This window comes from Aureimonas sp. AU20, from assembly GCF_001442755.1.
Classification (GTDB): domain Bacteria; phylum Pseudomonadota; class Alphaproteobacteria; order Rhizobiales; family Rhizobiaceae; genus Aureimonas.
The window spans coordinates 1,618,766-1,632,027 of sequence record NZ_CP006367.1; the positions used below are offsets into that span (position 1 = coordinate 1,618,766).

Below are 13,262 nucleotides of genomic sequence, written 5' to 3' on the forward strand. Positions count from 1 at the left end.
AGGAGACCGCCCATGATTCGCCCCGCCCGCGCGCTTCTCGCCGCCCTCTGCGCTTCCGCCTCGCTGGCCGGCGCGGCCCTTGCCGCCGATGCGCCCGCTTGCAAGACCGTGCGCCTGTCAGACCCCGGCTGGAGCGACATCACCTCCACCAACGCCCTGGCCAGCGTCGTGCTCGATGGGCTCGGCTACAAGGCCGATGTCGAGACGCTCGGCGTGCCGGTGGGCTATCAGGCGCTCGCCAACAAGCAGACCGACATCTTCCTCGGCAACTGGATGCCGGCGCAGAAGAAGTTCCGCGATGAGCTGGAGGCCAAGAAGGCGGCCGACGTGCTGACCCGCAATCTCGAAGGCGCCAAGTTCACGCTCGCCGTGCCGAACTACGTGGCCGAGGGCGGGGTCAAGGACGTGAAGGATCTTGCCGCCAATGCAGCCAAGTTCAAGTCCGAGATCTACGGCATAGAGCCCGGCGCGCCGGCCAACACCAACATCCAGTCGATGATCGACGCGCCGGCCTACGCGCTGAAGGGCTGGAAGCTGGTGGATTCCTCCGAGCAGGGCATGCTGGCGCAGGTTCAGCGCGCCGCCCGCTCCAAGGACTGGATCGTGTTCCTGGGCTGGGCGCCCCATCCGATGAACAATATCGGCATCACCTATCTCTCCGGCGCCGACGAGTTCTTCGGCCCGAACTACGGCGGCGCGGAGGTCTTCACCCTCGCGCGCACGGGCTACGCCACGGATTGCCCCAACGCCGCCAAGCTCTTCTCGCAACTGCGCTTCGAGATCGGCATGGAGAACGAGATGATGGCGGCGCTGGCCGAGGGCACCGACCCGCAGAAGGCCGCGAAAAGCTGGCTCGCCAAGAACCCGGCGGTTCTGGAGCCCTGGCTTGCCGGCGTCACGACGCTGGACGGCCAGCCGGGCCTTGCCGCCGTCAAGGCCAAGATCGGCGCCTGAGCGCCATTGCCATTCCTACCGGCGGCGCCCACACCGGGCGCCGCCGATTTCATGTCCTGAAAGCCCGAAAGACCCGCCATGACCGCCGCGCGCCGCCCCAACATCCTCGTCATCATGGTGGACCAGCTGAACGGCACGCTGTTTCCCGACGGGCCGGCGCCCTTTCTCCACGCGCCGAACCTCAAGGCGCTGGCGGCTCGCTCGGCCCGCTTCGTCAACACCTATACGGCAAGTCCGCTCTGCGCCCCGGCGCGTGCCTCGTTCATGAGCGCGCAGCTGCCGTCCAAGACGCGCGTTTACGACAACGCCGCCGAGTTCGCCTCCGACATCCCGACCTTCGCGCATTATCTGCGCCGCGCGGGCTATCGCACCATTCTTTCGGGGAAGATGCACTTCGTCGGGCCGGACCAGCTGCACGGGTTCGAGGAGCGCCTGACCACCGACGTCTACCCCGCCGATTTCGGCTGGACGCCGGACTACGCCAAGCCCGGCGAGCGCATCGACTGGTGGTATCACAATCTCGGCTCGGTGACGGGCGCGGGCGTGGCGGAGATCACCAACCAGCTCGAATATGACGACGAGGTCGCCTATCACGCCAAGGCGCGGCTCTATGATCTCAGCCGCGCGCAGGACGAACGGCCCTTCTGTCTCACCGTTTCCTTCACTCACCCTCACGACCCCTATGTCGCGCGCCGCCGCTTCTTCGATCTCTACGAGGACGCGCCGCATCTCCTGCCCGAGGTCGGGCGCATTCCCTTCGATCAGCAGGACCCGCATTCGCAGCGCCTGATGACGGCCTGCAACGATGCCGACTATGCCATCACCGACGAGATGATCGCCCGCTCGCGCCGGGCCTATTACGCCAACATCTCCTATATCGACGAGAAGGTGGGCGAGCTGATCGAGGTGCTGGACGCCACGCGGATGCTGGACAGCACCGCGATCCTCTTCGTCTCCGACCATGGCGACATGCTGGGCGAGCGCGGCCTCTGGTTCAAGATGAACTTCTTCGAGGGCTCGGCGCGCGTGCCTCTCATGGTGGCCGCGCCCGGCCTTGCGCCGGGCGCTTTCCCGACCCCGGTCTCCACCCTCGACGTGTTGCCGACGCTGGCCGATCTCGCCGGCATCGACCTCGGCTCGGGCGCCGAGTGGATCGACGGCGTCTCGCTGCTGGACACGGTAGCGCGCGGTGAGCGGCGCGAGGCGGTGCCGATGGAATATGCGGCGGAGGGATCGGTCGCGCCCATGGTGGCGATCCGAGAGGGGCGCTGGAAATACACGCGCTGCGCCGCCGACCCGGACCAGCTCTTCGATCTCGACGCCGACCCGAAGGAGCTGCGCGATCTCGCGGGCGATCCCGCCCAGAGGGACGTTCTGGAGGCGTTTCGCGCTCGCGCCGGGTCGCTCTGGGATCTCGACCGCTTCGACCGGGACGTGCGCCAGAGCCAGGCGCGCCGCCACGTCACCTACGAGGCGCTGCGCAACGGCGCCTATTACCCCTGGGACTTCCAGCCGCTGCAGAAAGCCTCCGAGCGCTACATGCGCAACCACATGGACCTGAACATTCTGGAGGAGTCGCAGCGCTTCCCGCGCGGGGAATAGCGCGCCTGCCGCTTTTGCAGGCAGAGTGCCTGAACCCAGGCAGGAAATGCCGGCGCTTCGTGCTTGCTGCGGCATGGGATGTCGCGTATCTTAAAGTCCATATCGCCGCATGCGGGAGAGACCGGCCGAAAGGTCGGCGCCGAAGGAGCAACCGCCCCGGAAACTCTCAGGCAAAAGGACCGCTCGGCGCGAAAACACATCCGGAGAGTGACGGCGCCTTTGCGCGGCCGTCCGCCGAAGGAGAAAGCGGAATGGGGGATGATCCCGGTTCCGTGAAACTCTCAGGCCAATGACGGAGGGGCACGACCAGACCCGAAATGTTCGGGCGAAGGAAGAATCGTGACCTCTATTGCCGTTATCGGCGCCGGCATCACCGGCGTGACCACTGCCTATAAGCTCCTTTCCCAGGGCCTCGACGTGACGGTCTTCGACCGCAACGCCTATTCAGCCATGGAAACCTCCTTCGCCAATGGCGGCCAGCTTTCGGCCTCCAATGCCGAGGTCTGGAACTCGCCCGCGACGTTCCTCAAGGGTATCAAGTGGATGCTGAAGAAGGACGCGCCGCTGCTCGTCCATCCCAGCCCCTCCTGGCACAAGCTCTCCTGGATGGCCGAGTTCGTGCTCGCCGCGCGCTCCTACGAGGAGAACACGATCGCGACCGTGAAGATGGCGATCGCCGCCCGCCGCCATCTCATCGAGATGGCCGAGCGCGAGGGCTTCGAGTTCGACCTCGTGAAACGCGGCATCCTGCATGTCTACGAGACCGAATCCGAGTTCAAGAACGCGCTACGCGTAAACGAGCTCTACAAGAAGGGCGGGCTCGAGCGCCGCGTCCTCGACGATGCCGGCATTCACGAGATCGAGCCGGCCCTCGCCGGCACGTTCCATGGCGGCTTCTTCACCGAGAGCGACTTCACCGGCGACATCCACAAATACACACGCCGCCTGTCGGACGCCTGCGCGCGCAAGGGCGTCACCTTCCGCTACGAGGCCGACATCACCCAGCTTTCCACGCGCGAAGGCGGCGGCGTCGCCGTGTTCTCGCGCAAGGCGGGCACGGAAGCCGAGCCCGCTCGGCAGGATTTCGACGGCGCCGTGATCTGCGCTGGCGTCGCCTCGCGCCGCTTTGCCGCCATGCTGGGCGACCGGGTCAACGTCTATCCCGTGAAGGGCTATTCCATCACCGTGAACCTCGAGGACGAAGCCAGCCAGGAGGGCGCGCCCTTCGTTTCGCTGCTCGACGACAAGGCCAAGATCGTCACCAGCCGCCTCGGCCGCGACCGGCTGCGCATCGCCGGCACGGCGGAGTTCGCCGGCGAGAACCGCGACATTCGCATGGCACGCATCAAGCCGCTGGTGGACTGGTGCCGCTACCGCTTCCCCGGCGTGTCCACCGCCTCGGTCGTGCCCTGGGCGGGCCTCAGGCCCATGATGCCCGACATGCTGCCCCGCGTCGGCCGCGGCAAGGCCAAGGGCGTCTACTACAACACCGGCCACGGCCATCTCGGCTGGACGCTCTCGGCCATCACGGCCGACACGATCGCGGCGGAAGTCGCGGGCGACTACAAGGCCTCCGGCACGCCCGTTCGCGGCGAGTTGAAGCCGGTGGACGCCGTGCGCAAGGAAGCCGAGCGGGAAGCCGCCTGATCCGACCCCTGCCGCAGGCGCCTTTGATCTTGGCGCCTGCGGCAGGCTTTGCATGATCTATCCCCGATTTGTCCCCCTCCCTTGGCGCGGCCCCATCCTGGCCGCCGTTCAACGGATGGGGATTTTCATGTCGATCTCAAGCGAAGTTCTGGATGCCGCGCGGGCCGTGGAGGCGCGAAGCGGCGTCAGCGCCGCTGTGCTCGTCGCCGTTTCTCTGGTGGAGACCAACGCCCGGGCCTTCGCGCCCGTCGGCGAGCGGCGCGAGCCTCTGATCCGCTTCGAGGGGCACTATTTCGACCGGCTGCTGGACGGCGACAAGCGCCGTATCGCGCGGCTGGCGGGCCTGTCCTCGCTGCGCGCGGGCGCGATCCGCAACCCGGCCGGCCAGGAGGCACGCTGGCGTCTCCTGTCGCAGGCGGCCGCGATCGACGCCGAGGCGGCCTTCGAGGCGACGTCCTGGGGTCTGGGGCAGGTAATGGGCTCGCATTGGCGCAAGCTCGGCTTTGCCGGCGCGGGCGAGATGGCGGAGCGGGCGCGACAGTCGGCCGAGGGCCAGTTCGATATCGTCGCGCGCTTCTTGAAGACCGGCCCCTTCGTGGAGCGGTTTGAGAGCGCGGACTGGGCTGGCTTCGCGCGTCTCTACAACGGCCCGGGCTTCGCCGCCAACGGCTATGACGGCAAGATCGCCAGCGCCTGGCGGCAGGCCTCGCGCGCGCTGGCTTCGCCTGTGGCTTGAGCGACCGGCAGCCGAAGGGCGGCGAGACGGCGTCCTTTCTCTGGCGGAACCATGTTCCCGAATCGGCAAAAGGGCCTATCTCGGGTGGCATGAACCTTCCGCCTCCGATCGACCCCGCCCGCCATGCGCTGTTCATCGACTTCGACGGAACGCTCGTGGACCTTGTGGACGACCCCTCGAAGGTCGTTCTTTCCCCCGAGGCCGTTCGGCGTCTGGGCGAAATCCAAGACGCCTGCCAGGGCGCCTTCGCCGTGGTCAGCGGCCGACGCATCGTTGATCTCGACCATTTCCTGCGGCCGCTGCGCTTTGCCGCCGCTGGTGTGCATGGGCTGGAACGGCGCGACGGGCCGGGCGAGCCGGTCGTGCCGCTTGCCGGCCCGGAGGGGCTCGATCCCTTGCGCGTGGCGCTTTCGGCCGGCGTCGTTGAAGAGCCGCGCCTGCGGCTGGAAGACAAGAAGACCGCTCTCGTCGTCCATTATCGCGGCCATCCCGAGCTTCAGGAAGCGGCGATCCGCCTCGTCTCGGCCGCCGTGGACGAGCAGCTGGGCTTTGCCGTGATGAAGGGCGACAACATCGTCGAGGTGCATCTGGCCGGCATGGACAAGGGCAAGGCGATCGAGGCCCTGATGGCCCATGCGCCCTTCCAGGGCCGTGTGCCGATCTATCTCGGTGACGACACGACCGACGAATTCGGCTTCTATGCCGTGCGAAAGCTCGGAGGAATTTCGGTGAAGGTCGGCGAGGGGGCGACCGAAGCGGAGTATCGCCTGGCCTCGGTGGACTCGGTCCATCGCTGGCTGGGCGTCGGGAGGCCCGAGGCCTCCGAGGAATTCGAAGGGGAATGACATCCATGGGCGACACCAACCAGCGGCTCGTCGTCGTATCGAACCGGGTCGGTCCGCTGAGCGACGAGGGCAAGGCCGGAGGGCTCGCGGTGGGATTGGCCGACGCCCTGCGCCGGCGCGGCGGATTGTGGTTCGGCTGGAGCGGGGAAACCTCGGAGGAGGGGACGAGCAGCGACTATCGCATCGAGACCCACGGCCACACCTCGCTGACCACGATCGACATGAGCGTGGAAGAGCTGGACGGGTTCTACTACGGCTATGCCAACCGCTCGCTCTGGCCGCTCCTGCATTACCGGCTCGACATCGCCTCCTTCGACAGGGCCACGGCGCGCGTTTATCGCGACGTGAACCGGCGCTTCGCCGAACGGCTCTGCCCGCTGCTGACACCGGACGATCTCGTCTGGATTCACGACTATCATTTCTTCTTCATGGGCACGGAGCTTCGGCGCTGCCGCTACGACGGGCGGCTCGGCTTCTTTCTTCACATTCCTTTCTGCCCGCCCGACCTCCTTTCCGCCCTGCCGGGCAGCCAGGATCTCGTGCGCGCCATGCTCGACTATGATGTCGTCGGCTTCCAGACCGAGGGCGACCGGCGCAATTTCGTGGCCTTCTGTGTGCAGGAACTGGGCGCCGAGGATATCGACGGCGACCGCGTGCGCACGCAGGACGGCCGCATCGTGCGCGCCTCCGCCTTTCCCATCGGCATCGATGCGCATGGCTTTGCCGAGTTCGCCAAGTCCGACGAGGCGCGCGAGCACGAGGCCATGGTGCGCGAGATCTCGCGCGGCCGGCACCAGATCGTCGGCGTCGACCGGATGGACTATTCCAAGGGCTTGCCGGAGCGCTTTCGCGGCTTCGAGCAGCTGTTGGAGGACGAGCCGGAGCAGCGTGGCAACGTGCAGTTCCTTCAGGTCGCGCCGCTGTCGCGCTCCGAACTGGAAGCCTATGCCGAGCTGCGCGTCGAGCTGGAGGGGCTGGCCGGCAACATCAACGGCCGCTTCGCGACGCTCGACTGGAACCCGATCCAGATCATGGTCAACGGGTTCACGCGCCGGGCTCTGGCCGGCATCTACCGCGCCGCGCAGATCTGCATGGTAACGCCGCTGCGAGACGGCATGAATCTCGTCGCCAAGGAGTTCATCGCCGCGCAGGACCCCGAGGACCCCGGCGTCCTGATCCTGTCGCGCTTCGCCGGCGCCTGGGCCGAGATGCCGGAAGCCCTGATCGTCAATCCCTATTCCACCGACGATATTTCTAGGGCCCTGTCGCGCGCCGTCGCCATGCCGCTGGACGAGCGGCGCAGGCGCCACGAGGCGATGCGCGAGCGCGTCTTCACCAACACCGCGCAGCACTGGTGCGAGAGCTTCCTGGCGGTGCTGGACGACGGGCACGAGCGCGATCTCCAGCCGCGCTCCTGGTGGCATCGTTTCGGCTTCGGGGGCTCGCCAGCGCGCTGACGAAACTGCCCTGTTTCGGCACGGGCGGGGATGGTCTAAGGAAGCGGGAACCCACCGCACAGCCGCCCGAAGGGACCGGAGCCATGACCCAGAAGACCCATGCGTTGCTTGAAATCCTGGAAGCCCAGCCGGTCATGCCCGTGGTCGCGGTGGAAAGCGCGGCCGACGGCGTGAAGCTCGCCGAAGCCTTGGTGAAGGGCGGCCTGCCGGCGATCGAGGTGACGCTGCGCACGCCCGCCGCGCTGGACGCGATCCGCGCCATCTCGGCCGACGTGCCGGGCGCCATCTGCGGCGCGGGCACGATCCTGACGCCGCGCCAGTTCGACGAGGCGGTCGAGGCCGGCTCGCGCTTCATCGTCTCGCCCGGCACGACGCACGAGGTGCTGGACGCCGCGAAGACCTCCGAAGTGCCGCTTCTGCCGGGCGCGGCGACGCCGAGCGAGCTCATGGCGATGATCGAGGAGGGCTACGAGATCCTGAAGTTCTTCCCGGCCGAGCAGCTGGGCGGCATTCCCTACCTCAAGTCGCTCGCCCCCGTCTTCAAGGCGATCCGCTTCTGCCCGACCGGCGGCGTGTCCCCCAGCAATGTGTCGGACTATCTGGCGCTGCCGAACGTCGTCTGCGTCGGCGGCTCCTGGATCGCGCCCAAGGACATGATCGCCGAGGGCCGTTTCGACACGATCACCCAGCTCGCCCGCGAGGCGTCGGCGCTGCGCACGCGCTGACGCTTCAAGAGGCGGTGCCGGCGGGGAGGGGGCGTCTCTCTCCGCTTCCGGCCGGTCATTGCCGGCCCTGCCTCGACCCAGACGGACGAGACGCGAAGGCCGGCACCCTGGCTAGCTCGCCTGCGACCCTTTCGTTCGCGCGGCATTGCCGCTGGCTTTCGGCCGTCGCCGCGCCATGTTCGGCCCGGTCGTCTCCAGCCGGATCGGTCATGTCGCGCTTTCTCCCCCGTCTCCTCGGTCTCGTCTCCCTTTGCGTCCTCGCCGGCTGCTCCGCCCCGGCCTTTCTCAACGCCGTCACCTCCCGGGCCGGGTTCGAGACGGTGCGCGATCTCCGCTACGCGCCGGGGGATCGCGGCACCTATGATCTCTACGTGCCGAACGGCACGACGGCGACGACGCCGGTGGTCGTCTTCATCCATGGCGGAAGCTGGGACGGTGGCTCCAAGGCGCTTTATCCCTTCGTCGGACAGTCGCTGGCCTCGGCCGGCTTCGTCGTGGCCATTCCCAACTATCGGCTTTATCCGCAAGTCACCTTCCCCGGCTTCGTGGAGGATGGTGCGAAGGCCACGGCCGTCGTCGCCAAGCTCGCGCGCGATGGCGGCCAGGGCATCCCTGCCGGGCGGCACCCGCTCTTTCTGATGGGCCATTCCGCCGGCGCGCAGATTGCCGGCCTGCTCGCCTTCGACGAGCGCTATCTCGCCCGCGTCGGGTTGAAGGCGCACGATCTCGCCGGCTTCGTCGGCCTTGCCGGCCCCTACGATTTCCTGCCGATCCAGGAAGAGCGCTACAAGGCGATCTTCCCGCCCGCGACGCGGGCCGACAGTCAGCCGGTTCGCTTTCCCGACGGACGCGAGGCCCCCGCGCTGCTGATCGCGGGGCTGGCCGACACCACCGTAAACCCCGAGGAGACGCGCTCCATGGCACGGGCGATCGAGGCCAAGGGCGGCCGGGTCGAAACGCAGTATTACCCCGGTCTCGACCATATCGGCGCGGTCAGCTCCCTTGCCACGGCGCTGCCGCTCGGCAACCCTGCGCTTCGCGACCGCGTGATTCTCTTCCTGAAGGCCCATTCCCGATGACCGACGCCCCCCTCGCGACCTGGACGCCCAGACGCCTGCCGGGAGATGCGCCGTTGATCGGGCGCCATGTGCGGGTCGAGCCCTTGGTGGACACCAGGCATTTCGCCGATCTGGAGGCGGGGTTTCGCGGTCAAGACCAGCTTTGGGACTATCTCGCCTATGGCCCGTTCGACGGAGCCGAGAGCTTCCATCGCTTTGCCGAGGCGACCTATCTCGGCGCCGACCCGAAATTTCACGCGATTATCCCCGCCGACACGGGCAAGGCGGCCGGCGTCGCAGCGCTGATGCGCCTCGACCCTGCGAACGGCGTGGCGGAGATCGGCCATATCTGCCTCAGCCCCGGCCTGCAGAAGACCCGCGCTTCGACGGAGGCCTTCGCGCTCCTCTATGGCCGCGTCTTCGACGAGCTGGGCTATCGCCGCCTGGAATGGAAATGCAACAGCGGCAATGCCCCGTCGCGCCGCGCGGCCGAGCGCTACGGCTTCAGCTACGAGGGCCTGTTCCGCCAGCACATGGTGGTGAAGGGCCGCAACCGTGACACGGCCTGGTTCTCGATCACCGACACGGAATGGCCCGGCGTGAAGGCCGGGTTCGAGCGCTGGCTGGCGGACGAGAATTTCAACGGCGAGGGGCACCAGATCCGCTCCCTCGAAGCGTGCCGCGAGGGCTGAAACGAACGCGGCGCCCGAAGGCGCCGTCCGTCTCCTGCACTTGGGCGAAGCTTAGCTGCGCGCGGGGACGATCGTGATCAGCGCGTTGCTGGGATAGACGGATTCGTAGAGAACGCCATCGCCCGGCATGAATTCCAGGACGGTCTCGCCCTGGTGGTCGGTCATGACCAGCGAGCCGTCATTCTTGGTTTCCCAATAGGCGACGCGGGCGAGATCGGGCGACTTGGCGCAGGCCGGGCCGATGGGCAGGCGGTGCGGACCGTCCGAATCCACCGGACCGTTGACCTTGCAGCTTGCGCCGTTGCGCAGGTCGATGAGGCGGAGCGCCTCGGCGTCGGCGCCCTGGGCGTCCGCGGCGATCGACGCCGTGATCTCGGGCGAGGGGGACATGGCGGCCACGAGACTGTCGGTCGAGGCAACGGCCGGCCCCTGGAGGTAGGAAGCCAGAATCGTACCCGCGAATCCGACGACGAGAGCGACGGGGGCGAATCTCATATTCGATCTCCTGCGGCACAGGCACCGAGCGGCGAGCCATCGGCTCGCCAAAGCGGGTGTCCTGAAAATCGAGGCGGGCGGCTGATCGCTGTCCTGACCATGCCCGCTGGAGAGCCAGTATCACTCCATTAATCTTACCTGAAGGTTAACGAAACGCATTTGCAACACATTTTTCGCAAGTGCGAAGGTGCGATCCCGCTCTCGGCCATCGGAGATCGGCCTTTACGCCTGACGGAGACGTTCGGCTTTGGCCTTCACGAGGCGAAGGGTCCGCTTGCGGATCAGCCCGCTCACAGGGCGGATCGCCAGCCAATAGGGCATCATCTTCAGCCGCGTCGCAAGGTCGGGGCAGAACACGCGGGTGCGCGTGGTCAGCTGCATGATCTGTGGCAAGGCAGGTTCCACCGTATAGGACAGAACCAGTTTGGCAACGCCCGGCTCCGCGAAGGCGCGGAAGGCCTCGGCGCTGTCGAGCCGAACCAGGCCAAAATCCGGCCGCCAGAAGCGACCCGCCAGCCCGAACGCCAGTTCGCTTATCGTGCGCTCCAGCCGAACGAAATTGTGCAGGCCGAATGGATCGGACGGGTCGAGAAGGCCGAGGAGCCGCGCCGGCACCTCGCGAAGGCCCATGAGGCGCGCCACGAGGGGATCGTCGCTCGGCGCCAGTCGCTCCACCGCGTCCAGAATGCCGCTGGGCTCGGCCTGGATCGCGATCGAATGCGTCTCGGTGAATTGCGCGTCGGGGAGATAATGGAGCGACAGGGACATGGAGGGGGTGGCTCAGAACTTGCCGCTGATCTTCATTTCCATGGACGAACGTGGTGAAGCGTTCTCCCAGATCGTCTTGTGCTCGATCCGGGCGCTCCAGTCCGGCGTGATGTCGGCGCGGATGCCGGGCGTGAAGGTGAGGCTGGCGAAGCCCGAGCGGCCGAAGACATCGTCCTGCCCGCGCATCTGCGCCTGCGACAGATCGCGGTTCAGCTCGACGCGAAAGCCCGGACGCAAGGAGAGGCCATAGGCCTTCATCGTGTAGTCCGTGCGAAGGCCCGCGATCGCGGTCGCCTTGCTGGCGCCGACCGTCGCGCCGTTCAGCGCGGGCAGGAGATCGGCGCCGAGGCGCGAGACCTGCGCGCGGCCATAAGGCGAGATCATCCAGGCGCCGCGACGGTGCTCGTAGCCGAAGGTGAGGGCGCCGAAGCCCTGGGCCAGCCCGCCGACAAAGGCGGGCGCGTCCAGGCTGCGGGCTTCCGCGAGGCGCGAGGCGCCCGCCACCACGTCCACGAAGGTGCGGGCGGTGGGGTGAAAACTGCCATAGGTGGCAAGGCTTAATGCGCTGACGGTGGAATCGCCGATACGCTGGTCGAGCCCCAGCGCCATGCCGAGCGAGGTGCGGTTGGACAGCGACAGGTCGAATCCGCCCGACAGGCCGGCGAGGCTCCGCCCGCCGTCGAGCATGCCCGATCCGTCGCGCCCCATCTCGACTTCGCCGGTTGTCCAGAGATTGAGCGCGGTCCGGCTCTCGGCGCTGCGGCGGATTTCCAGCGCGCGGCTTGGCGTCTCGCGCGCATTGAACTCCTCGCCGAGATAAAGGCTCGGCAAGACCGGCATGGGTACGGCGTCCAGAAAGGGCGCCAGCGTGCGGTCGGCGTCCGGCGCCGCGATGCGCAGCGTCAGGTCGAGATCGGTGTTGCGGGTCTGCTCGGGGTCGCGCACCTCCTCCATCCGCTCGCCCAGGCGCGCGATGGTGGCGGAGGCGAGATCGGCGGCAAGGCTTGTCGAGCCCTCCACCGTCTGCGCCGCGAAGCTCGGAGAGGCCGTAAGCAAAGCGCCTGCGAGGGCGAGGGCCGCGCTGTACGCCAGCCGGCGGGGCGATACGAAGACGGTCGAGCGTAAGGTGTCGGTCATCAACCGCTCCCTTGCGTTTCGATAGAGGGTATTTATCGCAGCGCAATATGGCGCAAGGCTGGCAGACGCGGAACCCTCAAGCGTGGGACTCAGCCATGCGGCACGGGCGGGCCGGTTTTAAGTCTTTGTTAACCCATCGAAACCCGGCCGCGCCCCTCGCTTAAGGACGGCGGGTCAAGCCCGCCTTGGCGCTTTCCGGTACGGGCGTTTCCAGCGCTTCGCCCGCGAACCATCGGCTCAGATTGTCCGCCACCAGATTGCCCATGAGAATGCGGGTGTCGCGTGAGGCCGAGGCGACATGGGGCAGGAGCACGGTGTTGGAGAGACGGCGCAAGCGCTCGGGAATCCGGGGCTCGTCTGCGAAGACGTCGAGCCCAGCAGCGGCGATCGTGCCCTGTTCCAGTGCCTCGATCAGCGCCGCCTCGTCCACGGTCGAGCCGCGCCCGATATTGACCAGAATGCCGTCCGGCCCCAGCGCGCGCAGGATTTCGGCGTCGATCGCCTTGTCCGTCGAGGCCCCGCCCGGCGCAACGTTGAGGAGAATGTCGGAGGCCTGCGCCAGCGCCGTGAGGTTCGCGTCGTAGGGATAGCCAACATCGCCCCGCTGCGAGCGGTTGTGGTAGCGAATGTCGACGCCGAAGCCTTCCAGGCGCTTGGCGATGGCAAGGCCGATCCGGCCGAGACCCATGATGCCGACCGTCTTGCCACGCAGGGAGAAGCGGGTGAGGGGATAGGGTCCCTTGTGCTCCCATTCGCCGGAGCGGGCATGGGCCTCCGCCTGGGGCAGCTCACGCACCACCATGAGAAGGAGCGCGACGGCCGTGTCGGCGACTTCGTCGGTCAGAACATCCGGCGTATTGGTGACGGCGATGCCGCGCCTGGCCGCATGGGCGGCGTCCACCCCGTCATAGCCGACGCCGAAATGACCGACGATCTCCAGCGCCGGCAGGGCGTCCATCGCCTCGTTCGGCAGATGGCCGGCGACGGCCACGGCCTTCACCGCGCCGCGCTCGCCCTCGCTCAACTCCGACAGATCGCGCGATTTGAGATGGCGGACCGTGAAGCGGCGTTCGAGTTCGGCCAGACCATCCGCATTGTAGGGGCCGAAGACGAGAACGGGAGGCTTCGTGTCGGAGAGCAAGGCTT

At 67.4% G+C, this 13,262-nt stretch carries 13 protein-coding genes and 1 riboswitch; of the genes, 9 read left to right on the forward strand and 4 right to left on the reverse strand.

Annotation, left to right across the window (positions count from 1 at the left end; translation table 11 throughout):
- Positions 1 to 12: 12 nt before the first annotated feature.
- The 9 genes from choX (at position 13) to M673_RS07120 (ending at position 9,716) form a co-directional block, all read left to right on the forward strand.
- Complete coding sequence (gene choX / locus M673_RS07080; RefSeq protein WP_061974822.1) at positions 13 to 954, forward strand: choline ABC transporter substrate-binding protein; 942 nt, start codon at positions 13 to 15, stop codon at positions 952 to 954.
- Positions 955 to 1,032: 78 nt separating this feature from the next.
- Entirely contained in the window at positions 1,033 to 2,556 is a 1,524-nt protein-coding gene (gene betC, locus M673_RS07085) for a choline-sulfatase (RefSeq protein ID WP_061974824.1), read from the forward strand.
- 102 nt (positions 2,557 to 2,658) lie between these two features.
- A riboswitch (glycine riboswitch) is annotated at positions 2,659 to 2,748 on the forward strand.
- A 147-nt stretch (positions 2,749 to 2,895) separates the two neighbouring features.
- Positions 2,896 to 4,203, forward strand: coding sequence for a D-amino acid dehydrogenase (locus tag M673_RS07090; protein WP_061974826.1), 1,308 nt, complete (start codon positions 2,896 to 2,898; stop codon positions 4,201 to 4,203).
- Between the two features lie 127 nt (positions 4,204 to 4,330).
- A complete protein-coding gene (locus tag M673_RS07095) occupies positions 4,331 to 4,939 on the forward strand; it encodes an N-acetylmuramidase domain-containing protein (protein WP_061974828.1) in 609 nt (202 codons plus the stop codon).
- Positions 4,940 to 5,028: 89 nt separating this feature from the next.
- A complete protein-coding gene (otsB, locus tag M673_RS07100) occupies positions 5,029 to 5,784 on the forward strand; it encodes a trehalose-phosphatase (RefSeq protein ID WP_061974830.1) in 756 nt (251 codons plus the stop codon).
- A 5-nt stretch (positions 5,785 to 5,789) separates the two neighbouring features.
- Positions 5,790 to 7,241 carry an alpha,alpha-trehalose-phosphate synthase (UDP-forming) gene (locus M673_RS07105; protein ID WP_061974832.1) on the forward strand — a complete coding sequence of 484 codons (1,452 nt, stop codon included), beginning with the start codon at positions 5,790 to 5,792 and terminating at the stop codon, positions 7,239 to 7,241.
- An 83-nt stretch (positions 7,242 to 7,324) separates the two neighbouring features.
- On the forward strand, positions 7,325 to 7,966 hold the full coding sequence (locus tag M673_RS07110) for a 2-dehydro-3-deoxy-phosphogluconate aldolase (protein ID WP_061974834.1): 642 nt from the start codon (positions 7,325 to 7,327) through the stop codon (positions 7,964 to 7,966).
- A gap of 209 nt (positions 7,967 to 8,175) precedes the next feature.
- Positions 8,176 to 9,045, forward strand: coding sequence for an alpha/beta hydrolase (locus M673_RS07115; RefSeq protein WP_061974836.1), 870 nt, complete (start codon positions 8,176 to 8,178; stop codon positions 9,043 to 9,045).
- Positions 9,042 to 9,716 (forward strand): GNAT family N-acetyltransferase, encoded by a 675-nt coding sequence (locus M673_RS07120; protein ID WP_061974838.1) that lies wholly within the window; start codon positions 9,042 to 9,044, stop codon positions 9,714 to 9,716. The genes M673_RS07115 and M673_RS07120 overlap by 4 nt, the downstream gene beginning before the upstream one ends.
- A 51-nt stretch (positions 9,717 to 9,767) precedes the next feature.
- On the opposite strand, the gene M673_RS07125 is transcribed toward M673_RS07120, so the two are convergent.
- The 4 genes from M673_RS07125 to M673_RS07140 all read right to left on the reverse strand — a co-directional run bounded on the left by M673_RS07125 (position 9,768) and on the right by M673_RS07140 (position 13,257).
- Positions 9,768 to 10,211 (reverse strand): hypothetical protein, encoded by a 444-nt coding sequence (locus M673_RS07125; RefSeq protein ID WP_061974840.1) that lies wholly within the window; start codon positions 10,209 to 10,211, stop codon positions 9,768 to 9,770.
- A gap of 222 nt (positions 10,212 to 10,433) precedes the next feature.
- Positions 10,434 to 10,979 (reverse strand): DUF2867 domain-containing protein, encoded by a 546-nt coding sequence (locus M673_RS07130; protein ID WP_061974842.1) that lies wholly within the window; start codon positions 10,977 to 10,979, stop codon positions 10,434 to 10,436.
- Positions 10,980 to 10,991: 12 nt separating this feature from the next.
- On the reverse strand, positions 10,992 to 12,116 hold the full coding sequence (locus tag M673_RS07135; RefSeq protein ID WP_061974844.1) for an autotransporter outer membrane beta-barrel domain-containing protein: 1,125 nt from the start codon (positions 12,114 to 12,116) through the stop codon (positions 10,992 to 10,994).
- Positions 12,117 to 12,276: 160 nt separating this feature from the next.
- On the reverse strand, positions 12,277 to 13,257 hold the full coding sequence (locus M673_RS07140) for a 2-hydroxyacid dehydrogenase (RefSeq protein ID WP_061974846.1): 981 nt from the start codon (positions 13,255 to 13,257) through the stop codon (positions 12,277 to 12,279).
- Between the last annotated feature and the right edge of the window lie 5 nt (positions 13,258 to 13,262).

Excerpts from the sequence above, each read along its gene's own strand:
- choX (WP_061974822.1), top strand. The coding sequence starts at position 13 with ATGATTCGCCCCGCCCGCGCGCTTCTCGCCGCCCTCTGCGCTTCCGCC.
- betC (WP_061974824.1), top strand. The coding sequence starts at position 1,033 with ATGACCGCCGCGCGCCGCCCCAACATCCTCGTCATCATGGTGGACCAG.
- M673_RS07095 (WP_061974828.1), top strand. The coding sequence starts at position 4,331 with ATGTCGATCTCAAGCGAAGTTCTGGATGCCGCGCGGGCCGTGGAGGCG.
- otsB (WP_061974830.1), top strand. The coding sequence starts at position 5,029 with ATGAACCTTCCGCCTCCGATCGACCCCGCCCGCCATGCGCTGTTCATC.
- M673_RS07105 (WP_061974832.1), top strand. The coding sequence starts at position 5,790 with ATGGGCGACACCAACCAGCGGCTCGTCGTCGTATCGAACCGGGTCGGT.
- M673_RS07110 (WP_061974834.1), top strand. The coding sequence starts at position 7,325 with ATGACCCAGAAGACCCATGCGTTGCTTGAAATCCTGGAAGCCCAGCCG.
- M673_RS07115 (WP_061974836.1), top strand. The coding sequence starts at position 8,176 with ATGTCGCGCTTTCTCCCCCGTCTCCTCGGTCTCGTCTCCCTTTGCGTC.
- M673_RS07120 (WP_061974838.1), top strand. The coding sequence starts at position 9,042 with ATGACCGACGCCCCCCTCGCGACCTGGACGCCCAGACGCCTGCCGGGA.
- M673_RS07125 (WP_061974840.1), bottom strand. The coding sequence starts at position 10,211 with ATGAGATTCGCCCCCGTCGCTCTCGTCGTCGGATTCGCGGGTACGATT.
- M673_RS07130 (WP_061974842.1), bottom strand. The coding sequence starts at position 10,979 with ATGTCCCTGTCGCTCCATTATCTCCCCGACGCGCAATTCACCGAGACG.
- M673_RS07135 (WP_061974844.1), bottom strand. The coding sequence starts at position 12,116 with ATGACCGACACCTTACGCTCGACCGTCTTCGTATCGCCCCGCCGGCTG.